The 24,480-nt window shown below is 72.0% G+C and carries 20 protein-coding genes; 14 read left to right on the forward strand and 6 right to left on the reverse strand.

Going from position 1 to position 24,480, the window contains the following annotated elements:
• Positions 1-37: 37 nt before the first annotated feature.
• Positions 38-286 (reverse strand): MbtH family protein, encoded by a 249-nt coding sequence (locus ABD832_RS02670; protein ID WP_344887698.1) that lies wholly within the window; start codon positions 284-286, stop codon positions 38-40.
• A gap of 116 nt (positions 287-402) precedes the next feature.
• On the opposite strand from ABD832_RS02670, the gene purF reads away from it, so the two are divergent.
• From purF to ABD832_RS02690, 4 genes are read left to right on the forward strand one after another with little or no spacing between them, the layout of a single operon-like run.
• Complete coding sequence (purF, locus tag ABD832_RS02675) at positions 403-1,914, forward strand: amidophosphoribosyltransferase (RefSeq protein ID WP_344887701.1); 1,512 nt, start codon at positions 403-405, stop codon at positions 1,912-1,914.
• A 32-nt stretch (positions 1,915-1,946) separates the two neighbouring features.
• Positions 1,947-2,648: a class I SAM-dependent methyltransferase gene (locus ABD832_RS02680; protein WP_344887704.1), complete on the forward strand. Its 702-nt coding sequence runs from the start codon at positions 1,947-1,949 to the stop codon at positions 2,646-2,648.
• Positions 2,645-3,919, forward strand: a complete 1,275-nt coding sequence (locus ABD832_RS02685; protein ID WP_344887707.1) for a DegT/DnrJ/EryC1/StrS family aminotransferase — start codon at positions 2,645-2,647, stop codon at positions 3,917-3,919. Before ABD832_RS02680 ends, ABD832_RS02685 begins: the two co-directional genes overlap by 4 nt.
• Before the next feature lie 39 nt (positions 3,920-3,958).
• Positions 3,959-4,984, forward strand: coding sequence for a hypothetical protein (locus ABD832_RS02690; RefSeq protein WP_344887710.1), 1,026 nt, complete (start codon positions 3,959-3,961; stop codon positions 4,982-4,984).
• Positions 4,985-5,082: 98 nt separating this feature from the next.
• Here ABD832_RS02690 and ABD832_RS02695 read toward each other — a convergent pair whose 3' ends face one another.
• Positions 5,083-6,597 (reverse strand): cation:proton antiporter, encoded by a 1,515-nt coding sequence (locus ABD832_RS02695; RefSeq protein ID WP_344887713.1) that lies wholly within the window; start codon positions 6,595-6,597, stop codon positions 5,083-5,085.
• Between the two features lie 233 nt (positions 6,598-6,830).
• Here ABD832_RS02695 and ABD832_RS02700 point away from each other — a divergent pair, with 233 nt between their 5' ends.
• Genes ABD832_RS02700 through ABD832_RS02710 form a run of 3 tightly spaced genes read left to right on the forward strand, consistent with a single transcriptional unit; the run spans position 6,831 to position 10,195 of the window.
• Positions 6,831-7,547 carry an LmbU family transcriptional regulator gene (locus ABD832_RS02700; protein ID WP_344887716.1) on the forward strand — a complete coding sequence of 239 codons (717 nt, stop codon included), beginning with the start codon at positions 6,831-6,833 and terminating at the stop codon, positions 7,545-7,547.
• 12 nt (positions 7,548-7,559) lie between these two features.
• Positions 7,560-9,443 (forward strand): non-ribosomal peptide synthetase, encoded by a 1,884-nt coding sequence (locus ABD832_RS02705; RefSeq protein WP_344887719.1) that lies wholly within the window; start codon positions 7,560-7,562, stop codon positions 9,441-9,443.
• On the forward strand, positions 9,440-10,195 hold the full coding sequence (locus tag ABD832_RS02710; protein WP_344887722.1) for a thioesterase II family protein: 756 nt from the start codon (positions 9,440-9,442) through the stop codon (positions 10,193-10,195). The genes ABD832_RS02705 and ABD832_RS02710 overlap by 4 nt, the downstream gene beginning before the upstream one ends.
• A gap of 2 nt (positions 10,196-10,197) precedes the next feature.
• On the opposite strand, the gene ABD832_RS02715 is transcribed toward ABD832_RS02710, so the two are convergent.
• Positions 10,198-11,589, reverse strand: a complete 1,392-nt coding sequence (locus tag ABD832_RS02715) for an MFS transporter (protein WP_344887725.1) — start codon at positions 11,587-11,589, stop codon at positions 10,198-10,200.
• Between the two features lie 121 nt (positions 11,590-11,710).
• Between ABD832_RS02715 and ABD832_RS02720 the strand changes: the two genes are divergently transcribed.
• The 3 genes from ABD832_RS02720 to ABD832_RS02730 are packed head-to-tail and all read left to right on the forward strand — an operon-like array spanning position 11,711 to position 16,866.
• Complete coding sequence (locus tag ABD832_RS02720) at positions 11,711-12,469, forward strand: FkbM family methyltransferase (RefSeq protein ID WP_344887728.1); 759 nt, start codon at positions 11,711-11,713, stop codon at positions 12,467-12,469.
• Positions 12,466-13,698 (forward strand): cytochrome P450, encoded by a 1,233-nt coding sequence (locus tag ABD832_RS02725; protein ID WP_344887731.1) that lies wholly within the window; start codon positions 12,466-12,468, stop codon positions 13,696-13,698. Before ABD832_RS02720 ends, ABD832_RS02725 begins: the two co-directional genes overlap by 4 nt.
• Before the next feature lie 12 nt (positions 13,699-13,710).
• Positions 13,711-16,866 (forward strand): non-ribosomal peptide synthetase, encoded by a 3,156-nt coding sequence (locus ABD832_RS02730; protein WP_344887734.1) that lies wholly within the window; start codon positions 13,711-13,713, stop codon positions 16,864-16,866.
• A gap of 382 nt (positions 16,867-17,248) precedes the next feature.
• Here the strand turns inward: ABD832_RS02730 and ABD832_RS02735 are convergent, their stop codons facing one another.
• Positions 17,249-19,186 (reverse strand): B12-binding domain-containing radical SAM protein, encoded by a 1,938-nt coding sequence (locus ABD832_RS02735; RefSeq protein WP_344887737.1) that lies wholly within the window; start codon positions 19,184-19,186, stop codon positions 17,249-17,251.
• A 173-nt stretch (positions 19,187-19,359) separates the two neighbouring features.
• On the opposite strand from ABD832_RS02735, the gene ABD832_RS02740 reads away from it, so the two are divergent.
• Positions 19,360-20,127, forward strand: coding sequence for a HalD/BesD family halogenase (locus ABD832_RS02740; protein WP_344887740.1), 768 nt, complete (start codon positions 19,360-19,362; stop codon positions 20,125-20,127).
• Between the two features lie 247 nt (positions 20,128-20,374).
• On the opposite strand, the gene sigJ is transcribed toward ABD832_RS02740, so the two are convergent.
• The gene (gene sigJ, locus ABD832_RS02745; RefSeq protein ID WP_344887743.1) at positions 20,375-21,259 is read right to left on the reverse strand and encodes an RNA polymerase sigma factor SigJ; all 885 of its coding nucleotides are present in this window, start codon (positions 21,257-21,259) and stop codon (positions 20,375-20,377) included.
• Positions 21,260-21,365: 106 nt separating this feature from the next.
• Here sigJ and ABD832_RS02750 point away from each other — a divergent pair, with 106 nt between their 5' ends.
• Positions 21,366-22,163 carry an SDR family oxidoreductase gene (locus tag ABD832_RS02750; RefSeq protein ID WP_344887745.1) on the forward strand — a complete coding sequence of 266 codons (798 nt, stop codon included), beginning with the start codon at positions 21,366-21,368 and terminating at the stop codon, positions 22,161-22,163.
• Positions 22,164-22,218: 55 nt separating this feature from the next.
• On the opposite strand, the gene ABD832_RS02755 is transcribed toward ABD832_RS02750, so the two are convergent.
• The gene (locus ABD832_RS02755; RefSeq protein WP_344887748.1) at positions 22,219-23,364 is read right to left on the reverse strand and encodes an alpha/beta hydrolase family protein; all 1,146 of its coding nucleotides are present in this window, start codon (positions 23,362-23,364) and stop codon (positions 22,219-22,221) included.
• Positions 23,365-23,621: 257 nt separating this feature from the next.
• On the opposite strand from ABD832_RS02755, the gene ABD832_RS02760 reads away from it, so the two are divergent.
• Positions 23,622-23,699, forward strand: coding sequence for a hypothetical protein (locus tag ABD832_RS02760; protein ID WP_344887937.1), 78 nt, complete (start codon positions 23,622-23,624; stop codon positions 23,697-23,699).
• Positions 23,696-24,478, forward strand: coding sequence for a phosphotransferase (locus tag ABD832_RS02765; RefSeq protein WP_344887751.1), 783 nt, complete (start codon positions 23,696-23,698; stop codon positions 24,476-24,478). Before ABD832_RS02760 ends, ABD832_RS02765 begins: the two co-directional genes overlap by 4 nt.
• The last annotated feature ends 2 nt before the right edge of the window (positions 24,479-24,480 follow it).

Here is a 24,480-nt window from a genome sequence, read left to right on the forward strand (position 1 = left end):
CCGTTCCTCCGGGACCGTTCGTCGGTGCTCTGGCGGGTCAGGACCGCTCGCCGTCGGTGCCGTCCGTGCCGTCCATCCACCGGCGCAGGCTCAAGGGACGCATGTCCGTCCAGACCTCCTCGATGTGGGCCAGGCACTCCTCGCGGGTGCCGCTGTGGCCGACGCTCCGCCAGCCCTCGGGAATGTCACGATCGGCCCACCAGATGGAGTACTGCTCCTCGTGATTGCGCACCACCGTGTACTCGGCGGCCTTAGCGGTCTCGGTGGACCCCGCGGACGTGGTCATCGGAATCTCCTTCGCGTCATTCGTCATTCACGTGTCGCACCTACGAACAATGCCATGGTCGAGCAGAAGCCATTTAACGTACTTTTCGCGAAATGTTAGGGTTTTGAAGGGGAGCTATGTGTGGAATAACCGGCGTATCCGTTCTCGATGGAGCCGCCGCACGGCCGGCGTTCGACGGGCTCGTCACCCTGCAGCACCGCGGCCAGGAGTCGTGGGGGGTCGCGGTGGCCGGGCCGGGGGGCGTGCGGGTCCGGCGGGCGCTCGGGTTCGCCTCCCGCTCCGGCTGCGACGACCTCCCCGGCGGGCCCGCGGGGGGCGTGGCCGTCGCCCACACCCGCTACTCCACCACCGGCGCCACGCTGCTGGAGAACTCCCAGCCCTTCGTCCACGAGGCGGGGCACATCGCGCTGGCCCACAACGGCGACCTCACCAACGCCGCCGCGCTGCGCGTCCTGCTCGGCCGTGAGGGGTACGCGTTCCGGTCGACCAGCGACTCCGAGGTCATCCTCGCCCTGCTCGCCGGCACGGGCTCCCGCCGGGACGGGATCGCAGCCGCCGAGGGGACCGGGGGCAGCGGGACCGGGGCGTCCGAGGCGTCGGGGGCGTCGGGGGCGTCGGGGGCGTCCGGCCGGGTCGTGGCCGCGGTGGCGCGGGCCGTGCGGGTGCTGCGGGGCGGGTACGCGGTGGTCTGCGCCGCGGGCGACCGCCTGCTCGCCTTCCGGGACCCGCACGGCCTGCGCCCGCTGGTGGCGGGGTTCGCCCCGGGCAGGGCCGCCGTCGCCTCGGAGACCTGCGCGCTCGACGCGCTCGGCTGCTCCGAGCAGCGGGAGGTGGAGCCCGGCGAGCTGCTGATCCTGCGCGACGGCCGCCTGGAGGGGGCCTACCGGGTGGCCGAGCCGGCCCCGCGCGCCTCCTGCGTGTTCGAGCACCTCTACCTGACCAGGCAGGACTCCCGGATCGGCGGGGTGCGGACCGGTGCGACGCGGGTGGCGTTCGGCGAGCGGCTGGCGATGGAGTCGCCCGTGGACGCCGACCTGGTCGTGGCCGTCCCCGCCTCGGGCGTGCCGGCCGCCCGGGGGTACGCCCGCGCGGCCGGGCTGCCGCTGGCCGGGACGCTGGTCCGCAACGAGCAGGTGGGCAGGACGTTCATCGAGCCCGACCGGGGGCGGCGCGAGCGCAAGCTGCGGAACAAGTTCTCCATCGGCTCGCCGGTGGACGGGGCCCGGGTCGTCGTGGTGGACGACTCGATCGTGCGCGGGTCCACCATGCGGCGCATCGTCACCCTGCTGCGCGAGTCCGGGGCGAGCGAGGTGCACGTGCGCATCGCCGCCCCGCCGCTGGTCGCGCCCTGCCACTACGGGGTGGACATCGTCGACACGGGCGAGCTGGTGGCGGCCGGGCGCGAGGTGGAGGAGGTGTGCCGGATCATCGGCGCGACGAGCCTGGCGCACCTGTCGGTGGCGGGCATGCGGCAGACGGTCGGGAGCGTCGCGGGCGAGGGCCTGTGCGAGGGGTGCATCACCGGCGAGTACCCGACCCCGGTGGACGGGGCGCGCGACAAGTTGCGGCTCGTACCCGCACAGGCCCCGCGGCACGCGACGCCTCCGGGCGCCCTGCACCCCCGTTGACGGTGATCAGAGCCGCGCCTAGCCTCCGCCAGATGAGACCACTGACAGGATCCGACCGCTACGACGACGACGGCGGATGCGACGCCAGGTACACCAGGACCGCCTGCCTGTGGGGCCGCAGGCCCGACCGGATCTCCGACGCGCTGGGGGACGCGCTCGACCTGCCCGGGGCGCCCGACGACGTCGGCCCGCCACCGGGACCACCCGGCCCGGACGCGCCCGCCGTGCTCGACCTGGGGTGCGGCGAGGGACGCAACGCGGTACGGCTCGCCCAGCGCGGCGCGCGGGTGCTGGCCATGGACATGTCGGCCGCCGCGCTGGAGAACGGCGCGCGCGCCTGGGGCGACGCCGGCGGGATCGAGTGGCGCCGGGGCGACGCGCGCGCCACGCCCCTCGATCCCGTCTCGTTCGACGGGGTGCTGGTGTGCAGCGTCCTGCACTGGCTCCGGGACGAGGAACAGGTCGCCGACGTCATCGCCAGGGTGCAGGCCGCGACCAGGCCCGGAGGGGTCAACGCGCTGCTGATGTTCAACCGCGGCCACGCCTACCGGCCTCCCGCCGGCGAGATGCGCATGCCGGTCCTGCTCGACCACGACTGGTACCTCGCCCGGTACGCCGGATGGACCGTGCTGGAGGCCACCGACACCGACTCCACCCACACCCACAAGGGCCACGAGGAGCCGCACACCCACGCGGTGACCAGGCTGCTGGCCCGCAAGGAGGCGAGCACATGAGGCCACTCGCGAACGGGCACCCGGTGAGCCCGCCCACGGGCCGTCCGGGACACGCGGAACCGGCGCACCCCCTGGAGTGGCCGGTCTACGACGACGGCGTGGCGGCCCGGGTCACCGAGCTGATCACGCGGGGACGCACGTTCGACTACGACTACGGCTCCGAGCTGGCCGAGCTGGAGCGGTCGTTCGCCGAGCGGCACGGCCGCACCCACGCGCTGGCGCTCACCTCGGGCACCGCGGGGCTGCTGGCCGCCTACTTCGCGCTGGGCGTCGGCCCCGGCGACGAGGTGATCGTCCCGGACCTCACGTTCTTCAGCACGGCCTCGCCGCTGTTCCTGCTTGGCGCGGTGCCGGTGCTGTGCGACGCGGGCGACGCCAGCGGAAACGTGGACCCCGCGGCCGTGGAGGCGCTGGTCGGCCCGCGCACGGTCGCGATCGCCGTCACCCACCTGTGGGGCCACAGCTGCGACATGGACGCGCTGCGCGCGGTGGCGTCCCGGCACGGGCTGGCCCTGGTCGAGGACTGCTCGCACGCCCACGGCTCCACCTTCCGCTCCCGGCCCGTCGGCTCCATGGGCGACATCGCGGTCTTCAGCGTGGGCGGCAGGAAGCTGGTCTCCGGAGGCATGGGCGGCATGCTGCTGACCGACTCCGAGGACGTCTTCGCCCGCGCCTGCCTGCTGACGAACTTCCGCCACCGCACCGACCTGACCATCGACGCGGCCCGCTACGAACCGTTCCTGCTGACCGGCCTCGGCGGCAACTTCCGCATCTCCACGCCCGGGGCCGTGCTGGCCCAGAGCCATCTCGACCGCCTGGACGAGCTGGTGGAGCGCAGGGTGACCAACATGTCGGCCCTGTCGGCGGGACTCGGCAGGCTGCCGGGCGTGCGCCCCTCCCCCGTCGCGGACGGCGTCACGATGGGCGCGTGGTACGACGGTGTCGTCGAGGTGACGCCGGAGTGCCCGTTCAGCCGGGACGAGCTGGTGGCGGCCGGGCAGGCGCGCGGCCTGAAGGTGCGCGCGCCGGCCACCAGGCCGCTGCACGTCTTCCCGCTCTTCCAGGGCGCCGCGCCGGACTGGTCGCCACAGGTCGCCGCCGCGGTCCGGGCCGCGGCCGCGGTGAACGACCGCCCGTTCCCGCGTTCGGCGGAATTGTTCGCCCGCTGGATGAAATTGCCGGTGAACTTTCTCTGGGAGGAGAACTCGCCGCTGGTGGGCGCGTATCTGGACGCGTTCGACGACGCATTCTCGATGGCACGTACCGCGTAACGTCGTTTCTGTTTCCAGCGTCGATTCCGGAGTGATCCCATGAGCCGACAAGCGTTTCCCGTCGTCCACGCCGTCGCCCCCGTCAGCCTGGAGAGCTGGTTCGGTCACTTCGTCGAACTCGGGCCGCAGGACCGGATCGTCTTCACCGGTGAGGACGCCCGCCTGGATGTGGCCCCGCTGCTCGACGCGATCGGCGGGGCCCCGCGGGCGAGCGTGATCTTCCATTCCAGTCACACGACGCTCGGCCGCGACCAGCTGCTGGCGTTCCGGCTGCGCGAGCTGGGCCACCACGCCGAGTGCCAGTCGCGGCTGTGCGCCTCGCTGGGCAGCGACAAGATCCTGATGAAGGAGTTCTTCGACCGCTACCGCCTGGTCTCGCCACCCTGGGCGCGGGCCGGCGAGGCGCTGCCGGAGCCGTCTCCTGGTGCCCGGGTGGTGGTCAAGGACCGGCACGGCACGCAGAGCGTCGGCACCCGGCTGGCCCGCGCGGGCGAGTGCCGGCTGGCCCCCAACGAGCTGGGCGAGCTGTACGTCGACGGCGTCGAGTACTCGGTGCTGGTCTACCGCGACGAGCACGGCACGGCGACGTTCCCCCCGGTGTGGAAGGGGCCGACCAGCCCGGAGCTGGTACCGCCCTGGCGGCGGCTGCGGCTGTGCCCCGATCCGGGGCTCGGCGGCACGTGGGAGCGCAAGCTGCGGGCCGTCGGCAAGCGGCTGGCCGACCTGGCCGAGGCGCACGGGTACCTGGAGGTGGAGTTCCTGCTGACCGGGCACGGCGAGGTGCACCTGCTGGAGATCAACCCCCGGATCTCGGGCACCATGCGGCTGGCCGCGATGGCCACCCGGCTGCCGATCTTCTCCCTGCACGCCCGGCCCGAGCTGCGCGACCACCTTCAGGCCGTCCGCTTCAGCGGCGAGGTGCCCTACGCCGGGGCCCCGATCACCGACGCCGACGCCGAGGTCTTCGCCACGTCCCGGCTCACCGTCGCCGGGGAGAGTCCCGAGGCGGTCCGCGCCAAGCTCCGCGAGCTGGGCGCGGAGCCGGCACTGCCCCGCGCCTCCTGAGGCCGGTCTGGGCGGCGGGGTGCGTCCCGTCGCTCAGGCGGGCCACGCCACCGGATGGGCCGCGCCGTCAGGCGGGCCGCCCTTTCAGGCGGGCACCGTCAGACGGGCCGCACCATCTTCGCCTCCCCGGCGTCCCCGGCGTCCACGGGCCCCTCGTCCCCCTCGTCCCCCGCGTTCCCCCCGCTCTCCCCTGGCCGCCCCCCGGGCGCCTCGCGGTCGCGCCGCGCGTCCCACCGGTCCAGCAGCCCGAGCAGGGGCGCGGTCGCGGCCGTGGAGACCAGCGCGACGATCACCAACATCGTGAACAGCGCCTGGGTGATGATGCCGAGGCTCAGCCCGATGCTCAGGATCACCAGCTCGGTCACCCCCCGGCAGTTCATCAGCACCCCGAGCCGCAGGGCCTCCCGCCCCGGCACGCCCATCGGCCTGGCGATGACCAGCACGCCGCCGACCTTGCCCGCCACGGCGACCACCAGGATCAGCAGGCACCAGCTCCACATCGTCAGGTCCCGGCTCAGCAGCCCGATCTGGGTGTTGAGCCCGACGAAGGCGAAGAACGGCGGCAGCAGGAAGGACGTGGTGAAGTCCTGGGTGCGCTCGCGGACCCGCCGCAGCCGCACGTCCCCGTCGCGGGGGAACAGCGCACCGAACAGGAACGCCCCGAAGATCAGGTGGATGCCGATCAGCTCGGTCAGCAGGCCGGAGACGAGCAGGCCCACGATGACGATGGGCAGCGTCGCCTCCTGGGAGAGGCCCCGGCGCAGCAGCCGGGCCAGCAGCGGCCGTACCACCCCGGCCATGACGGCGGCGAAGGCGAGGGTGAGGCCGAACGTGCGCAGCGCCTCGGCGGGCGAGGAGCCCTTGGCCATGGTCACCGCCACGGCCAGCAGCAGCCAGGCGGTCACGTCGGCGATGGCGGCGCAGGTGACGGTCAGCGCCCCGGTCGGGGTGTGGAAGAGGTCGCGCTCCAGCAGGATCCTGGCGAGCACGGGGAAGGCCGTGACGCTCAGCGCGGCCCCGATGAACAACGCGAAGACCGGGAAGCCGACCGGGGCGGTCGCCAGCGGCACGTAGATCAGCAGTGCCAATGCGACCCCGAGCGCGAACGGGATCGCCACGCTCGCCTGCCCGCACAGCACCGCGATCCGGCCCCGGCCGCGCAGCAGGTCCCCGCGCAGCTCCATCCCGACCAGGAACATGAAGAAGGCCAGCCCGAACTGTGCCAGGAGGTTCAGGTACGGCATGACGGCGCTGGGGAAGAGCAGGGCGTGCGCGCCGGGCCAGACCGCGCCGAGCAACGACGGCCCGAGCACGATGCCCGCGGCCATCTCGCCGATCACCCGGGGCTGGCCGAGCCTGCGGAACACCGCGCCTCCCAGATGGGCCATCGCGACGACCACGGTGATCGACAGCAGCAGCAGGGGTGTGGCCGGGACCTGCTCCGGCCGTCCGGCCTTCACCGAGGGGACGGGGACCGGGCCGGTGGCCGTGCCCGGGTCGAGGCCCAGCATGACAAGCGCCAGCGCGGCGGGCAGCACGACCGCGAGTCCGTACGCGGTCAGGGTGCGGCGCAGTGTGCGCGCTCCCACCGACCGGAAGCTGCGATTAGTCATCGACCGATTCCATTCCGTAGGACCGAATAACGGGGAGAGCGCATATCACAGGACAAAAAATTTGCCAATACTGATTGGCGAATCAGCTGATCAACGGCCTGCTCCCGCCATTCCTTTGTACCTTGGGACGACGATCCGAAAATTACTCATGATCAAGAGTGCGCTTTTGAAAACGGCGGGTAAGGTACCGGCCTGACTCACTCCAGTGCACAGAAATCCGGAGGAACAGTCGCATGCAGGTGCTCTCCCCCCACCGAGAGGCGAACCGTAACGCTCCGCCCTCCTGTAACGACAAAAAGCCCGTCCCCAGCCCCCGCCCCCCCTCCCCTCAGGGCTCCAAGCTGGCTCTGGACGCGTCCGCGAAACCGAGGCGGACAGGCCTGCAGCTCCCGTCGAGCCTCCCCTTCGACACGTGGCGGCGCATCGGGCACCAGATCTCCCTCATCGCCGACTCCTCCTCCTGGTGGCTCGGTGACTGGCTGGTCTACGGCGAGAACGAATACACCGACCGTTACAAGAGGGCCGTGGAGGAGAGTTCCCTGGACATTCAGACCCTGCGCAACTACGCCTGGGTCGCGCGGCGATTTCCGGTATCCCGCCGGCGGGATAAACTCAGCCTCCAGCACCACGCGGAGGTGGCGGCCCTTCCCGAGCACGAGCAGTCGCTGTGGCTCGACCGCGCGGAGCGTTTCAACTGGTCCAGGAATCGTCTGCGCAGCCAGATCAAGGCGCACCGTGCCGCCGCCCTCGCGGCGTCGGGCCGGGCCGCCGAGGCCGCCAAGGAAAAGGCCGTCATCCACATCGACGTCCCGGTCGACCAGGAACAGTGCTGGCGTGACGCCGCCCGCCGGATGAACCGCAGCGTGGAGGAGTGGGCCAGGCTCGTCCTCAACCAGGTCGCCACCGGCCAGATCCCCGCCCGCGGGGTCCTCGAGGCCAAGGCCGGCTGAACGGAGGAGCAGGTGGCCGCCGTCCACACGTTGTTCGAAGAACGGGCGGTGCGAGCCCCCAACGGGACGGCCCTGGTCTCCGGGGCCGTCCGGCTGACCTACCGGGAGCTCGACGCCCGTGCCAACGGCCTCGCCCGGTCGCTCCTGCGGCGCGGCGTCGGCCCCGAGACCCTGGTCCCCCTGAGACTGGACCGCTCTCCGGACCTGCTCGTCGCGCTGCTGGCCGTCTTCAAGGCCGGCGGCGCGGCGGTGCTCCTCGACCCCGCCTGGCCCAAGGACCGCGTCGCCGCGGTCCTCGACGGCTGTCCCGTGGTGATCGACGGTCCCTGTGGCGCCGAGCCCTCCGCGGAGGGCCCCGGCGTCCCGGTGCACGAGGACCAGCTGGCGTACGCGGTGCACACCTCCGGGTCGACGGGCCGTCCCAAGCTCGTCGGGGTGACCCACCGGGCGATCGTCCACCGGGTCGCCACCCACGCCGAGGCGTACCGCATCACCCCCGCCGACCGGTCCAGCTGGCTGGCTCCCCCGGCCTCGTCGGTGTCGGTGGTGGAACTGTGGCCCTACCTGTGCTCCGGCGCGAGCGTGCACGTCGCCGACGCGGCGACCGCGGGCTCGCCGCCCGAGCTGCGCGACTGGATGGTGGCCTCGGGCATCACCCGCGCGTACGTGAACATGCCGCTGGCGGAGCTGCTGTACGGCCTGCCGTGGCCCGGGCGGGCGGCGCTGCGGCTCATGACGGTCGGCAGTGACGCGGTGCGCGTGTGGCCCTCGCCGGACCTGCCGTTCGAGGTCGCGGTGGAGTACGGCTCCGCCGAGGCCAACGGCGTGACGAGCTGCCTGGTCCCGCTGGAGGACCGCTGCACCTCGGTCACGGCCGGCGAGGCCGACAGGCGCGCCCGTCCCCCCATCGGGCGGCCCTGGCCGGACGTCGGCGCCGGCGTGCTGACCGCCGGGCTGGAACCGGTCGCCCGGGGCGAGGTCGGCGAGCTGTTCGTCTCCGGGCCCGAGCTGGCCCGGGGCTACCTGGGCGAGCCGGCCCGCACCGCCGAGCGCTTCCTGCCCGACCCCTCGGGCGGGGGCGGCCGCGTCTACCGGACCGGGGACCTGGTGCGCGAGCGGCCGGACGGGCGGCTGGAGCACCACGGCCGCGTCGACCAGCAGGTCAAGATCCGCGGCCACCGGGTGGAACCGGCGGAGGTGGAGGCGGTGCTGCTGGACCATCCGTCGGTGCGCGAATGCGTGGTGACGGGCGTGCCGGGCCCGGGCGGCGACCTGAGGCTCTGCGCCTACGTCGTGCACGACACCGCGCTCCCCCGCGACCGCGACCCGGACAGCCCTGGGGGCACCGGGAACCCGGGGGGCGGGGAGCTGCGCGCGTTCGCCGCCGCCAGGCTGCCCGGCCCGATGGTGCCGACCGTGTGGGTGCCGATGGAGCGGCTGCCGCTGAACTCCAGCAACAAGGTGGACCGCCTCGCGCTGCCCGCCCCCGCCTGGGGCGGCGGTGAGCACCGGCGGGCCACGGACACCGGGCGGGACACGGACACCGGCACGGGCCGGACGGCAGGGCGGGACGCCGGTGGGACGGCGGGCCGGGACACGAGCCGGGACGCGGACCGGGCGGACCGGGCGGACGGGACGCACCCGGACGCGGCGACCGGCGCGGACGCCGACCCGGTGACCGCGGGGGTGCTGGAGCTGTGGGAGCAGGAGCTCGGCGCGCCCGGCGCGCTGGGCGACCACTTCATCCGCTCCGGCGGCGACTCCCTGGCGGCCACCCGTCTCGTCGACCGGATCGGGAGCCGCTACGGCGTGCGGATCCGGCTGCGCGACTTCCTGAAGGCGCCGACACCAGAGACCCTCATCCGGAACATCAGGGCGGAAGGAAGCACGAGATGACCGAGAGGAAGCGGAGGAAGAGCCGCCCCACCTGGCTGCTGCGCACCCCCGACCCCGAGGCGCGGGCCCGGCTGTGGTGCCTGCCGTACCCGGGGGCGGGGGCGTCGATGTACCACGGGTGGCCGTCCGAGGTGGACGGGATCGAGCTGTGCCCGGTGCAGCTGCCCGGCCGGGAGAACCGGCTGCGCGAGCCGTTGTTCGACAGTTACGCCTCCGTCGCGGCCCAGATGCTGGAGGGCCTGGAGCCCTACCTGGACCGGCCGTTCGGCTTCATCAGCCACTGCGGCACGGTCTTCATCGGCTACGAGGCGACGCTGCTGCTCATGGAGCGCGGCGGGCCGCTGCCCGGCCACCTGTTCGCCTCCTCGATGGTCCCGCCGCACCGGGCGTCGTGGCCGAGCATCCTCAAGCTGGACGAGGAGCAGGTCGGGGCGCTGGTGTCGGACCTGATGCGGGCCCGCGGCGCCGAGCCGCTGCCCGAGCTGGTGGAGATGGCCGCGGGCGTCATGCGCGCGGACGTGGCCGCCTACGGCCGCTTCGACAAGACCGACCCGGTGGAGCTGCCCTGCCCGATCACCGCCATCGGCTGGTCGGGCGACACGCAGATCCCCCCGGAGCAGATGGGCGGCTGGGAGTCCTACGGCGAGACCCGCTACACCGTGCTGGACGGCGGGCACTGGAGCTATCTCCAGGCGCCCGCCGCCCTGCTGGACGAGATCGCGCGGAGCATGTCCGCGCGGATCCCGGGGTGACCTCAGTCCTTCACGTCGTCGTCCTCGTGCCCGCCGGGCCTCGTCCCGGCGGGCTTCGTGTCCGTGGACCTCGTGTCCGCGGGCTCGGGGGCGTCGTCCTGGAGCATCTCGGCGTCCTCCAGCCTGCGCAGGTTCGGCACCGGCGACAGGAACAGCAGGATGATCCAGGGCAGCAGGAACGCGGCCCCGGCGTAGATCGCGGGCTTGACCCCGATCAGCTCGCCCAGCACGCCGGCCAGCATCGCGGCCAGCGGCAGGATGCCCAGGTAGACCGCGCGGCTCGCGCCGATGACCCGGCCCCGCAGGTGGTTGGGGATGACGTACTGGAAGAGGGTGAGCTGGCCGATGTTGCCGGCCACCACGCCGAACACCGTGACGAACCAGATCGCCGAGAACAGGATGATCTGCAGCCACTGCGGGCCGGCCACGAACGGCGTGAGGCACAGCACCCGGAAGGCGATCAGGGCGGTCATGATGCCGCGCCCGTAGCCGACCTTCTCGAACAGCTTGCTCGCGAATACCGCGCCGACGACACCGCCGATGCTGCCGACGGCGTAGATGAAACCGATCCAGGTGCCCGACATGCCGAGCTCCCTGGAGGCGTACAGGATGAACAGGGTCAGGATCATCATCGACCCGAAGTTCGCCCCGGCGGAGTTGAGGATCAGCGGCCGCGCGTAGTCGTTGCGGTAGGTGACCCTCAGGCCGTGCTTGATGTCGTGGAGCATCGCCGCGACGGCGCCTCGCCCGCCGTTGTCCTGGCGCTCGACGGGCGGCTCGACGTGGCGGATGCGCGAGAGCGCGAAGGCGGAGACGAGGAAGGAGATCGCGTCTCCGAGCATCACGTACGCCGGCCGGAACAGGTCGATGAGCACGCCACCCGCGCTGGAGCCCGCGATGGCGCCCACCGACTCGGTCGCCGCCATCCGGCTGTTGCCGTCGACGAGCTGCTCCTCGCTCAGCAGGGTCGGCATGTAGGCGGCGTAGGCGATCTCGAAGACCACCGAGAGCCCGCCGACCACGACGGCGACCACGTAGAGCACCCACATGTCCATGAACCCGACGAAGGCCGCGAGCGGGATCAGGGCCACCACCAGGGCGCGGCCGATGTCGGAGCCGACCATCAGGGGTCTGCGGCGGTAGCGGTCGATGAGCACGCCGGCGATCAATGTGAGCAGGAGCGCGGCGATCGTGCGCATGGCGTTGAGGAGGCCGACCTCGAAGGAACTGGCCTGCAGCATGAGGATCGCGGTCAGCGGAAGCGCCAGGGTCGTCAGCTCGGAGCCGAGGACCGAGATCGACTGACCGGCCCAGAGCCGGTTGAAGTCGGGGTTCCGCCAGAGAGAGGGCGGCTTTTCCTCCGGCGCCCTGACTTCCGTTCTCTGAGTGTCCATAAGATCGTTCCGTCCTTGTCGGGTTTCACCTCTGGTTGACTGAGATAGGGATTTTGTTAAGGGTGATGATATGCGAAATCACTCGAGAGGCACACTGGAAAACAAACATCGGGTACGCCAGATGACCCTCCCCGACGGTCATGTGGTATTCCAGGTCAATCCGGCCGAGACCAGCCTGCAGTATCGCAGCATCGTGGGCGACAGAAGCTACTTCAGGCATGACGTGCGCCTTGAGCCCGGAATGACGGTCTTCGACGTGGGCGCTAACATCGGAATCGCGGCCCTGGCGTTTCACTGGGAATGTCCGGGCACGCGGATTCTCGCCTTCGAGCCCGCCAGGCCGCTTTACGACGCGTTGTGCGCGAATCTGGCCGCGCACGGCCTGAACGCCAAGGCGTTCGACTGCGCGCTCTCCCGTACCCCGGGAACGGCCGTTCTCACCGTCTACCCGGAGACGACCGCGATGTCGGGAATGTACACCGACACCGACCACGACGCCGAGGTGACCAGGACGTTCCTGGCCAACAGCGGTTTCGCCCCCGAGGACGTGGCCGACATGGCGCAGGGCAGACACGTCACCGAGGAGCAGGAATGCCAGGTGCGCACGATCTCCGAGGTCATGGCCACCGAGGGCGTCGACCGCATAGGACTGCTGAAAATCAACGTCGAGAAAGCCGAATGTGATGTCCTGGACGGAATCGCACCCGGCGACTGGAAGGCGATCGACCAGATCGTCATGCAGGTCCACGACATCGGCGGGAGGCTCGCGTCCGTGCGCGACGACCTCACCGGCCGTGGATTCCAGGTCGACATCGGCCAGGACCCCCTGCTGAAGGACACGGACATCTTCGACGTGTACGCACGGAGGAATGCCACATGACAGTGGACACAGCCATTGATCTGAACGAACTGGACCTGGCCGACCCCGACATCTACACGGCTCCGGACTCCGGTCTCGGCGTTCTGCACCACCTGCAGGAACATCAGCCGATGTTCTGGAACAAGAGGTCCGGCGGGCCGAGCTTCTGGGCGTTCACCAAATACGCCGACGGGGTGGCCGTCTATCTCGACAAGACGAATTTCACCTCCGAGCGGGGCATGCAGGTGGGGCAGACCGAGTCCGCCGCCCGCGCCGCCGCCGGCAAGATGCTCATCGTCACCGACGGCCGGCACAGCCAGCTGCGCGACGTGATGAACCCCGCGCTCACGCCCCGGGTGGTGCGCCGCCTGGAGAGCGCGATGCGCGAGACCGTCGGCGGGATGCTGGAGGAGAACGCCGCGAAGGACTCCTTCGACTTCGTCGACACGGTGGCGGGCAGGCTCCCGCTGTCGGTCATCTGCGAGCTGCTGGGCGTGCCCCGCGCCGACTGGGACCTGATGATCCAGTGGACGCGCACCGCGTTCGGCTCGGCCACCTCCGACGACATCATCTCCGACGCCGAGAAGGCCGAGGCCAACGCCAACATCTTCGCCTACTACGCCGACCTGCTCGCCGAGCGGCGCCGCGACCTCGGCGACGACGTGATCAGCGTGCTGATCCGCGGGAAGATCGACGGGACGCCGCTCACCGACGAGGAGATCCTGCTCAACATCAACGGCCTCATCACCGGCGGCAACGAGACGACCCGGCACGCCTCGGCGGGGGCCGTCATCGCCCTGGTGGAGAACCCCGACGAGTGGACGCGGCTGCGCCGGGACCCCTCGCTCATCCCCACCGCCGTGGAGGAGGTCCTGCGCTGGACCGCCCCCAGCCTGAACGTCATGCGCACCGCGATACGGGACACGAAGATCGGGGACCAGGCCATCCGGGCCGGTGAGCGCGTCAGCGTGTGGCACCCGGTCGTCAACCGCGACGAGGACGCCTTCCCCGACGCGCGCCGTTTCGACGTCGGGCGCACCCCGAACAGGCACCTCACGTTCGGCCTCGGCAAGCACCTGTGCATCGGCGCGGCCCTGGCCAGGTTCGAGCTGCGCGTGCTGCTGGAGGAGCTGACCGCCCGGGTGTCGCGCATGGAGCTCACCGGACCGGTCAAGCGGCTGCGCTCGAACCTCATGTGGGGCGTCGACCGCGTCCCCGTCCACCTCGAACTCGACCACGCCGGGCACTGATTGGAGCACCACATGCCGGACAGCAGAACCGCACCGTCGCCGACACAGGAGACCCGGTGGAGCCCGCGGGGGGCCACGACCCCCGGTGACCACACCGACCAGGTCACGCTCGCCGCGCGGCTGCGCGGGCCGCTGGACGAGAAGGCCCTGACCGCCGCGCTGGAACACGTGCTGCAGGCACGCCCGCACCTGCGCGCGGCACCGCCGGACGGCTCCGGGGAGTCCCGGCCCGTCACCGTCCCGCCGCCCGTGGAACTCGGCAGGCACGACCCCGGCCGCCGCGAGGAGGCGCTCGCGCGGCTGGTCGCCGAGCAGGCCAACCGGCCCCTCGACCCCGTCGCGGGCCCGCCGCTCCGGATCGCCACGGCCCGGCTGGCCGACGACGACCACGCGCTCGTCGTGACGGCGCACCGGACGGTGGCCGACGAGCGCGTACTGGCCGCTCTCGCCGGCGAGATCTCCCTGGCGTACGAGAGGCCGGAGGGCACCGGGGACGCCGCGGACGCCGCGGACGCTGCGGACGCCGGCGGCTCCCCCGCGCCCCGGGCCGCGCCGCACACGGAGGACGGTGCGGGGGACGGCCACGCGTCCCTGCGCGCGTCCTCCGGCGCGGGAAACGGGGCGGGAGACGGCGCCGACCTCGCCTACTGGCGCGAGCGGCTCGGCGGCACGCTTCCCGTCCTCGACCTGCCCGCCGACCGGAGCCGTCCGGCCGTTCCGGGCCTCACCGGCGCCCGGGTGACCTTCACCGTGCCGCCGGAGACCGTCGCGCGGGCCGAGGCGCTGGCGGGTGAGACCGGATGCGGCACGAGGGCCGTCACGCTGGCCGCGTGGGCCGTCGCGCTGTGCCGCTGGTCGGGACAGGACGAGGTGGTGATCGGCGTTCCCGTGCCGGTCGCGGACCGCGCCCCGGTGTTCCCGATCCGCGTCGGCTGCGACGGCGACGCGTCGTTCGCCGACGTCGTCACCCGGGTGCGCGACGCGCTGGACGAGGCGGCCGCGCACGGCTCCTACCCGGCCCACCGGCTCGCCGGGGAGCTGGACCTGGACGCCTCCAGCGGTGTGCACCCGCTCTACCAGGCCGAGTTCGACCTGGCCGTTCCGGCCTGGAGCGCGCTGCGGCTGCCGGGCGTGCGGACCTCGCGGCTGGTGGCCGACCGCTTCCCGCTCGCCTCGGACCTGGCGCTGGTGCTGGTGCCGGACTCGCTGGAGGGCGAGGTGCGCTACGGGCTCGACCTGTTCGACGCGCCCAGCGCTCGGACCAGGGCCGAGCAGTACGTCACGCTGCTGTCCAACGCCGTGCGCGACCCGGCCTCGCCCGTCTCGCGGCTGTCGCTGCTGGACGCGGAGCAGCGGCGGGTCGTGGTCGAGGAGTGGAACCGCACCGAGACCCCCTTCGACGAGGAGGCGTGCGTCGGCGCCCTGTTCGAGGCGCGGGCCTCGGCCGCCCCGGACGCGCTGGCGGTGATCGCCGGTGAGCACCGGCTGACCTACGGAGAGCTGGACGAGCGCGCCAACCGGGTGGCCCACCGGCTGATCCGCGAGGGGGTGCGGCCCGGTCACGTGGTCGGCTCGATGACCGGCCGCTCGGCCGAGGCGCTCGTGGCCTTCCTCGGCATCGTCAAGTCCGGTGGCGTCTACCTGCCGCTGGACCCGGCGCTGCCCGCCGACCGGCTCGGCTACATCCTCGACGACAGCGGAGCGGGGCTCGTCCTCACCGCGGCCGGGCACTCCGGGCGGGTGCGGGGCGACCGGGTGCGCACGATCGAGCTGGACGGCGAGTGGCGCACGATCGAGGCGGAGGAGCCGGGCACGAGCCCCGGTGTGACGCCCGTCCCCGACGCCCCGGCGTACCTGATCTACACCTCCGGCTCGACCGGCCGGCCCAAGGGGGTGGAGGTCCCGCACCGGGGAGTGAGCAACCTGGCTTCCACCCTGTCCAGGGAGTTCTCGCTGACGCCCGACGACCGGGTGGCGCTGTTCGCCTCGCTCAGCTTCGACGCGTCGATCTGGGAGATCACGATGGCGCTGCTGAACGGGTCGGCGCTGTGCGTGCTGGACCCCTCGGCCATGACGCCGCAGGAGACGGCCCAGCTCATCAGCGAGCAGAAGGTGACCGCGGCCACGTTCCCGCCGACGTTCCTCAGCACGCTGAGGGGCGACGAGCTGGGCACGGTCAGGCTCATGGTCGTCGCGGGCGAGCAGTGCCCGAACGGCCTGGTGCGGACCTGGGCCCCCGGCCGTACGTTCGTCAACGCCTACGGGCCGACCGAGACGACCGTGTGCGCCACGATGGGCACGTGCGACCCCGCCACGGCCTACGCCCCGCCGATCGGCCGCCCGCTGGCCAACTTCCGGGCCTACGTGATGGACCGCTGGCTCAACCCGCTCCCGGCGGGCGTGCCCGGGGAGCTGTACGTCGGCGGCACCGGCCTGGCGCACGGCTACCGGGGCAAGCCGGGCCTGACCGCGCAGTCGTTCATGCCCGACCCGTACGGCCCTCCCGGCGCGCGGCTCTACCGCACCGGCGACCTGGTCCGCTACCTGCCCGACGGCCGGCTGCAGTACGTGGGCCGGGTCGACCAGCAGGTGAAGATCCGCGGTTTCCGGGTGGAGCTCGCCGAGATCGAGTCGGCGATCACCCGCTATCCGGGCGTCCGCGAGGCCGCGGTCGTCGTGCGCGACGACCGGCTCGTCGCCTACGTCGTGCTCGACGACGCCTCCAGGATCCTCGCCGACCGGAGCGGCCTGACCGGTGAGCTGCACCGGTTCCTGCAGGGCTCGCTGCCGACGTACATGCTGCCCTCCTCGTACGTGACGCTGGACGCGATGCCGCTGACCTCCTCGGGCAAGGTGGACCGCCAGGCGCTGCCCGAGCCCGGCCTGGCCGGTGGGGGCGGTGACGACGACTTCGACGCGCCGCAGACCGACACCGAGCAGACGATCGCCGAGATCTGGGCCGAGGTGCTCAAGCTCAAGCGGGTCGCCCGCGAGGACGACTTCCTGGAGATCGGCGGTCACTCGCTGGTGGCCGCGCAGGTGATCACCCGCGTGCGGGAGACGTTCGAGGTGAACGTGCTGATCCGGGTGCTGTTCGAGAACCCGGTGCTGGCCGACTTCGCCGAGGCGGTGGACGCGGCCCGCGCCAAGGCCGGGGCGACGGTCTGAGCGGGCCGTCGGTGCAGGTCGGAGGGTGGCGGGCATCCCGCCCGGCGGGATGCCCGGCCCGGCCCGGCGGGACGCCCGCCACCGTCCCGCCCTCGCTCCCGTCCCTGCCGCCTCGGTCGTGCCGGGGACGGGGACGGGGACGGGAGCGGGAACGCGCCGGCACGACGACCCCGGCCGTGACGAGAGCGCGCCACGGCCGCGCGTGACCGCCGACCCCGCCGGAACGGCCGCGCATGACGAGGGCCCGTGAGGATGATCCTCACGGGCCCTCGTCATGCGCGGGGGCAGCGCGGCCGAGCGGGAACACCGGGGCCGGGCGGAGACACCGGGACACCGGGGCGCCGGTACACCGGGGGCTGGGCCCGACGGGGAGCGGCGCGGCTCAGCGGGGACCGGGCAGTGCGGCGACCTCGGACACGGGACGCCAGGTGGGGAGGTACTCCCGCAGCCGCAGGACCATGCCCTGGCAGTAGGAGGCGTTGTGCTCCAGGCTGCGCTCGGGCATGTAGGGCAGCTTGCGCCCGCGCGGGTGGTCGAGCTCCAGGCGGGTCAGGCGCTCCTGGCCGGCGTCCAGGCCGGTCACGTCGAGGTCGATGAGCAGGGCGGCCAGGTCGGCGGGCATGTCGACGACCGACGTCGTCCTGCCGCGCGACCCGGCGCGCGACTCGACGCCCAGCTCGGTGAAGTCGTAACGTGGGGGCGTGGGCTTGGCCAGGTAGATGTAGGGCCTGGCCAGCAGGTCGAGTTCGAAGGCGGCCCGCGCCCCGGGGTCCTCCCACCACGACTGGCCGCGGGCGAAGTCGACGAGCAGCCCGTCGAACTCCTCGCGGTGCGAGTGCAGGACGAGGTGCGCGACCATCCCGAAGTTGTGGAAGTCGTAGTTCCACAGTTTCTTCACCGAATCGCGGAAGAAAGTCGCGATCTCGGTGTCGGTGCGGCTCTCGAAATAGGTCGCGGCGTCGGTGAAGAAGTCCTCCAGCTTCCTGGTGCCCGACCTCTCCAGATAATTGGCGAGGTAATACAGGCCGCGCAGGTTGTAGAGCGAGTGGACCGCGTAGTAGAACCATGTGCCGCGCTCGTACTCCTCGCGGTTGACCCAATTCGTGCCGACCACGACATCGGCCTCGGTGACATCGCTGGGAACGCGTTCCACCTTCACGCCGAGAAGGTCCCTCTTGGCGTAGATCGAGGTGTTGTGGAGAAGGAGCTGCGGATAGACGATCAGCGTGTCGGCGCGTAGCCGGCACAATTCCGCGATTCCCTCCTTGTAGGAGCCGAGGGTTTCTCCGGGAAGCGGCCAGATCAGCTCGATGTAGGAACTGATGCGCTTCTCCCGCAGCGTCTTCTGCAGTTCGGTGTAGGTGGCGGGCTTGATGTTGGAGCGGTCGACGAGGTCGAGGGTCTTCGAGCTCATCGACTGCAGGGAGATGGGCTGGCTGGTCAGCAGGCCGCCCTGGACGAGGATCTCGGTGATCTCGGCCATCCGGTCGGGCTTGTTCTTGGCCGCGGCCATCGAGACCATCACCGGGTAGCCGTTCTGCTCGCTGCACTCCACCAGGTGGCGGGTCAGCTCCACGTCGCGCGGGGCCATGCCCCAGTTGGCGTCCGCGATGAAGATCGACACGAAGTTGTTCTTGCTGATCCAGGTGATGTCGTCGCGGACGCGCTGGTCCTCGAACTTGTGCACCTTGTCGTTGGTCGCGGCGCCCCAGAAGCAGAAACCGCAGCTGAACGGGCATCCCCGGTTGGTCTCCAGGATGGCGGTGGTGTACTTGCCCTCCTCGAAGACACCGGAGGTGAAGGGCGAGGGAACCTCCATCAGGTCACGGACGCGCGCGGCGGCCTCGGTGGTGACGAGCTCGCCCGCCCGCCAGAAGCTGATGCCGTCGACCTCCTCGAACCGGGGGGCGCCGCTGAGCACCTGGCGCAGGTACTGCACCATCGTCTTCTCGCCCTCGCCGTTGCAGACGACGACGTTCTCCTGCTCGGGGGCGACGTACTCGTGGGCGTGCTGCATGACCTGCGGGCCGCCGAGGATGAACTGGGCGTCGGGGAGCCGCTCGTGCAGCGCGGCCAGCACCGAGCGTGCGAAGCCGATGTTCCAGATGTAACAGCTGATCGCGTACACGTCGCTGCGTTTTGTGAGCAGTTCTTCGATCACCTCCCTCTGGTCGGCGGAGACCGGGGCGGAGTAGATCTCGAAATCACATCTCGGTCCCACCTCCGGGTCCTGTTGCGCGTAGGCCTGCATGTAGCCGGAGGCGAGGGGCAGGATGGCCTCGAATGCGGACAGCTCGACGAATGTGACTTTGGTGTTCATGACGCTCGTCCTTGCGTAGTCTGAGTAATCGCTGAAGCCGCTCGGATCGAATTGGCTCATGCTTTCACAGAGGACCGCGGCGAACAACGGCGCAATTCGCGTCCGACGGCCGCGTGTTACGCTCCTGGAAACCTCTATGAACACGGGCTCGATAACCACGGAGGAGAAATCGCATGCCGACTCCCAACTACGAGACCGGCCTCGGGACGCTCTCGCTCGACGACCGGATCGCGGAGCATCTCGAAAAGACCTTTCACGACCCCTGGGAAATTCGGAGGCTCTCCCATGATTTCCGCAGGAACGGCTACGTCAAGCTGCGGAACCTGGTCTCGGACGAGGTCAAGGAACTCGTCTCGGACGAGGTGGACCGGCTGCTCGACCTGCACGCGCGCCGGATCGACATCAACCTCAAGGAGACCAGCAACTCCCCGCGGAAGATGAGCACGGTCAGCCAGCAGTCCATCGCCCGCGACAGCACCCTGATCCCGGAGATCTACGAGTCCCCCGCGATCAAGGGTTTCCTGAGCAGGCTGGCCAACGAGCCGGTCGTCAACTGCCCCTGGGACGAGGAGAAGTACGTCATCATCCGCCAGGAGAAGCAGGGCGACACCCACGGCTGGCACTGGGGGGACTTCAGCTTCACGGTCATCTGGATCCTGGAGGCGCCGAGCAGCGAGTACGGCGGCATGCTCCAGTGCGTCCCCCACACCCACTGGGTGAAGGACGACCCCCGGGTCCACGACCACCTCATCAAGCAGCCGATCAGCACGTACGCCCACCAGAGCGGTGACATCTACTTCCTGCGCTCCGACACGACGCTGCACCGCACGGTCCCGCTCTCCGAGGACCGTACGCGGATCATCCTCAACACCTGCTGGGGCAGCGAGTCCGACGCCAAGAAGGAGAAGTCGCACGAGACCATGGAGGCGATGTTCAGCTGACCGGCGACGAACCGGGGGATCACGAGGACCCAGGGGCCTGGGAGACGCGGAAGATCCGGGGAGGACGCGGAAGGGCGGGGTGACCGGTCGACGACCGGTCACCCCGCCCTTTTCCGCGCGTACCGGGGAACGTCCCGCACGCGCGTACCGGGGAGCGTCCCGCCTGCGCGTGCCGAGAGCCTCCCGCCTGCGCGTACCGGGGAACGTGCCGCCTGCGCCTGCCGGAGGACGTCCCGCCGGCGGGTGCTCAGGAGCCCGGGACCGCCAGATCGAGCCGGTCCAGGCGTTCCGGGTCGGACAGCACGTCGATGGCGAGGATCCTCCCGCCGGTGACGGTGAAGGCCATGACGGACAGCGGCCTGCCGTGCGCGGCGACGACGACCCCGGCGGCCCCGTTGACCAGCGCCGGTCGCGCGAGCGGGAAGAGCCGCCCGAAGGTGAGTGCCCGCTCGGCCACGGTCCGGGCACCGGTGATGACGACCGTGTGCTGGGCCCGCGCGGCGCCGCCGTCGGAGCGCAGCACGACGCCGGGGTCGAGCACGGCGACGAGCGCGCCGAAGTCGCCGTCGCGGGCGGCGGCGAAGAACGCGTCGACGACGTCACGCTGGAGGGCGAGGTCGGGGTCGGGGACCGGGGCCTGTCCCCGCACCCGGCGGCGGGCGCGGCTCGCGAGCTGCCGCGCCGCGGCCGGGGACCGGTCGATCATCGTGGCGATCTCCTCGAACGGCACGGCGAACATGTCGTGCAGCACGAACGCGAGCCGCTCGGCCGGGGTCAGCGTCTCCAGCACCACCAGCAGCGCCAGCCCGACCGAGTCGGCCAGCACCGCCTCCCCCTCGGGGCCGGTCCCGTCCTCGTGGCCGACGATCGGGTCGGGCATGCGCACCCCGAGCGGGTCCTCGCGCCGTCGCTCGCGCGAGCGCAGCACGTTCAGGCAGACCCGGGCCACCACGGTCGTCAGCCACGCGCCGAGGTTGCGCACGTCACCGGTGTCGGCGCGACCGAGGCGCAGCCAGGCGTCCTGCACGGCGTCCTCGGCCTCGCTCACCGAGCCGAGCATCCGGTAGGCCACGGCCTGCAGCCGGGTCCGGTGCTCCTCGAACCGCTCGGTGAGCCACTCGCGCTCGTCCACCGTGTCACGTTCCTTCCTCGCCAGGAGTCGTAAGGGTAGACACGCGCGATCCCGCCGATGTGACCGGGAGGACGAACTCCCGGAACGACGAGTTCGGAGAGACCACATGACCTCACCCATTCTGATCACCGGTGGCACGGGCACGCTCGGGCGCCTCGTGGTGCCGCTCCTGCGGGCCGCGGGCCGGGAGGTGCGGGTGCTCAGCAGGCGCGGCCACGAGAACGGGAACGGCGTCGAGTACGTCACCGGTGACCTGCTCACCGGGGACGGCGTCGGGCGCGCGGTCGACGGGGCCGGGATCGTCCTGCACCTCGCGGGCGGCCCCAAGGGCGACGACGAGGCGACCCGGAACCTGGTCCGGGCCGCGTCACGGGCCGGGACGCGGCACCTGGTGTACATCTCGGTCATCGGGGCGGACCGGCTCCCGCTGGCCTGGATGAGGTCCAAGCTGGACGCGGAGCGGGCCGTGACCGGCTCAGGGCTGCCGTGGACGACGCTGCGGGCCGCCCAGTTCCACGACCTGGTCCTGAACGTGGTGCGGAAGATGGCGGCGTTGCCGGTGATACCGATCCCGGGCGGGCTCCGGTTCCAGCCGGTCGACGCGCGCGACGTGGCGGCGCACCTGGCGGAACTGACGCTCGGCGAGCCGGCCGGCCTGGTGCCCGACCTGGCCGGGCCCAGGGTGTACGGGCTGGACGAGCTGAGCCGCGGGTACCTGAAGGCGCGCGGCGGGCGCCGGTTGACGGTGCCGGTCCGGATGCCGGGAAAGGCCGGGCGCGCCTACCGGGCCGGGGACAACCTCACCCTCCGGGGGGCCACCCTGGGCACCCGGACCTGGGAGGACTTCCTGGCCGAACGGGTGGGGCCGGGCCGGCCGGAGGCGGCCGTTCTCACAGGAGGCTGACCCGCACGCCGTACCCCGTCCGTCCCCGCCCGTCCCCGCTGGTCGTCGTCGGCCGCTACCGCGGTCCGTCCCCGCCCGCGTCCAGGTGCGAGGAGAGCCAGCCGAAGACCCGCTCCTGCGCGCCGAGACCGAAGGCGTGTCCCGCCTCGGCGAACACGCCCGTGTACTCCCGCGGGGAACTCCGGTAGCGGGCCGCGATCATCGTGTGGGCGCGGCGCATCCCGCTCGGCGGGAGGATCTCGTCGTGCTCGGCGTACCAGACCAGCAGGGGGCGGGGGAAGGCACAGGCGACGAGGTCGGGCAGGTCGCACAGCCGGGACAGTCCCGGCGGGTACAGCATCCACGTGTGGCGGGCGACGTACCCGTCCAGCAGGTCCCGGTAGGAGGAGATCATCGCGACCACGGCGATCGCCCGCAGGCCGGGGTCGAAGGCGCCGAGCAGGGCGGCGCGCAGCCCGCCGCCCGACAGCCCGGCGCACCCCACGGGCCCGACGTCGGGGCGCGAGCGCAGGTAGGCGGTCGCGGCCAGGTCCTCCCCCGCGACGACGCCCGCGTAGGAGGTGCCGAGCACCGTGCAGTACTTGGCCAGGACGTTCTCGTACCGTCCGGCCGCGGCGTCGTAGCGGTCGGCCTCGCCGAGCCCGGGATCGTCGCCGGGAGCGCCGGCGACGTTCTCGGGCATGTCGGCGAGCGGGATCCTGCGGCTGCCCCAGCCCAGTACGTCGGGCACCAGCACGGTGAACCCCCGCCGGGCCAGTTCCCCGGCCCAGGCCCTGCCGTCGTAGATCGCGGCCCGCAGCCGCGCCACCTCGGGGGTGGGAGCCCCGGGGCCGTCGGCGATCTTCTCCTTGCCCGCCCACTTCATCCCGGCGTGGCAGTGCAGCGCGACGACGCCCGGCAGCGCCGCGCCGCCCGCCTCGCGGGGACGCAGCACGTAGGCACGGGTCCTGGGGCCGAACCCCACGTCCCAGGAGACCTCCTCACCGGACAGGTCGCCCGCCGTCCAGGTGCGCTCGGTGCGCACGCTCGACGCGGTCAGGTCGAGCACGCCCAGGACGTCGCGCGCCCGCTCGCTCAGCCGCGGGCCCGGCGGGGGGAACAGACCACGCTGGGCGGCGGCGATGTCGGCCAGCCCGGAGAACTTCCCGAGGTGCCGCAGGCGGCGCGGGTCCGCGTGGTCGTGGGAGGCGTCGGACGGCACCGCTCAACCGGCCGCGACGCGGTCGCCACGGCCCCGGACGTCTCCGGGACGGCTCGTCATCAGGGACCTCCCGGTGCACACGATCGGATAGCGCTTTCCTACAGAAGCCCTTTCCTATAGGAGCCCGGGGAGGACCGTCAACCCTTCGCGACCACACGACACCTCCACCTGGCACACCACGGCGCGCCACACCACGGCCCGGCACGGCCGACGCGTTCGGGAACCCCACCGGCATCGGCCGCCGGCAGGCGGGCCTGCTGGGCGAACGGCTCGCCGGTCTGCCGGTCGACGCCGTGTGGCACTCCCCGCTGCCGCGCACCAGGATGGAACCATGATCGAAGAACAACGACTTCCCGGGGGGAACACCGGCGGAGCGGTCCGGGTCGGTGACACCGTCCGCCGTGTCCCGGGCCCCTGGACGCCCTCCGTGCACGCGCTGCTCCGGCACCTGGAGACCGTCGGTTTCGCCGGGGCCCCACGGGCGCTGGGATTCGACGAGCAGGGCCGGGAGGTGCTCTCCTTCCTGCCCGGGGACGTGGTCGGGACCGCACGGCCGTGGCCCTCCTGGGTGCACGGCGACGACGCGCTCCGCCAGGTGGGCCACTGGCTTCGCGACTTCCACACCGCCGTGGCGGGCTTCGTCCCTCCCGCGGACGCGGTCTGGCGCGAGGGAGGCGTCTGGCGGCCCGGCATGGTCGTCGGCCACAACGACGCCGCCCCCTACAACGCGGCCTGGGCCGACGGGCGTCTCGTCGGCTTCTTCGACTGGGACTTCGCCGCTCCGGTCACCCCGGAGTGGGACCTCGCCTTCACCGCCTTCGCCTGGGTGCCGCTGCACGCGCGCCACATCGTGGCGGCGGAGGGCTTCACCGCGTTCGCCGACAGACCCCGGAGGCTGCGGCTGTTCCTCGACGCCTACGGCTGGAGCGGACCGGCCGACCGGTTCGTCGACACCGTCCGCCTGCGGGTGAGCGCCTCGGCGGAGGGCATCCGGCGCACCGCGGCGGCGGGTGACCCGGCCTACCGGGCCATGGTGGAACACGGTGTCGACGCCGCGCTGGAGACGGCCGTGGAGGAACTGGCCGGCTTCCCGTGGTCCCCGGACCCGGGGTGATC

The sequence above is a fragment of the Streptosporangium longisporum genome (assembly GCF_039534895.1).
GTDB classification, from domain to species: domain Bacteria; phylum Actinomycetota; class Actinomycetes; order Streptosporangiales; family Streptosporangiaceae; genus Streptosporangium; species Streptosporangium longisporum.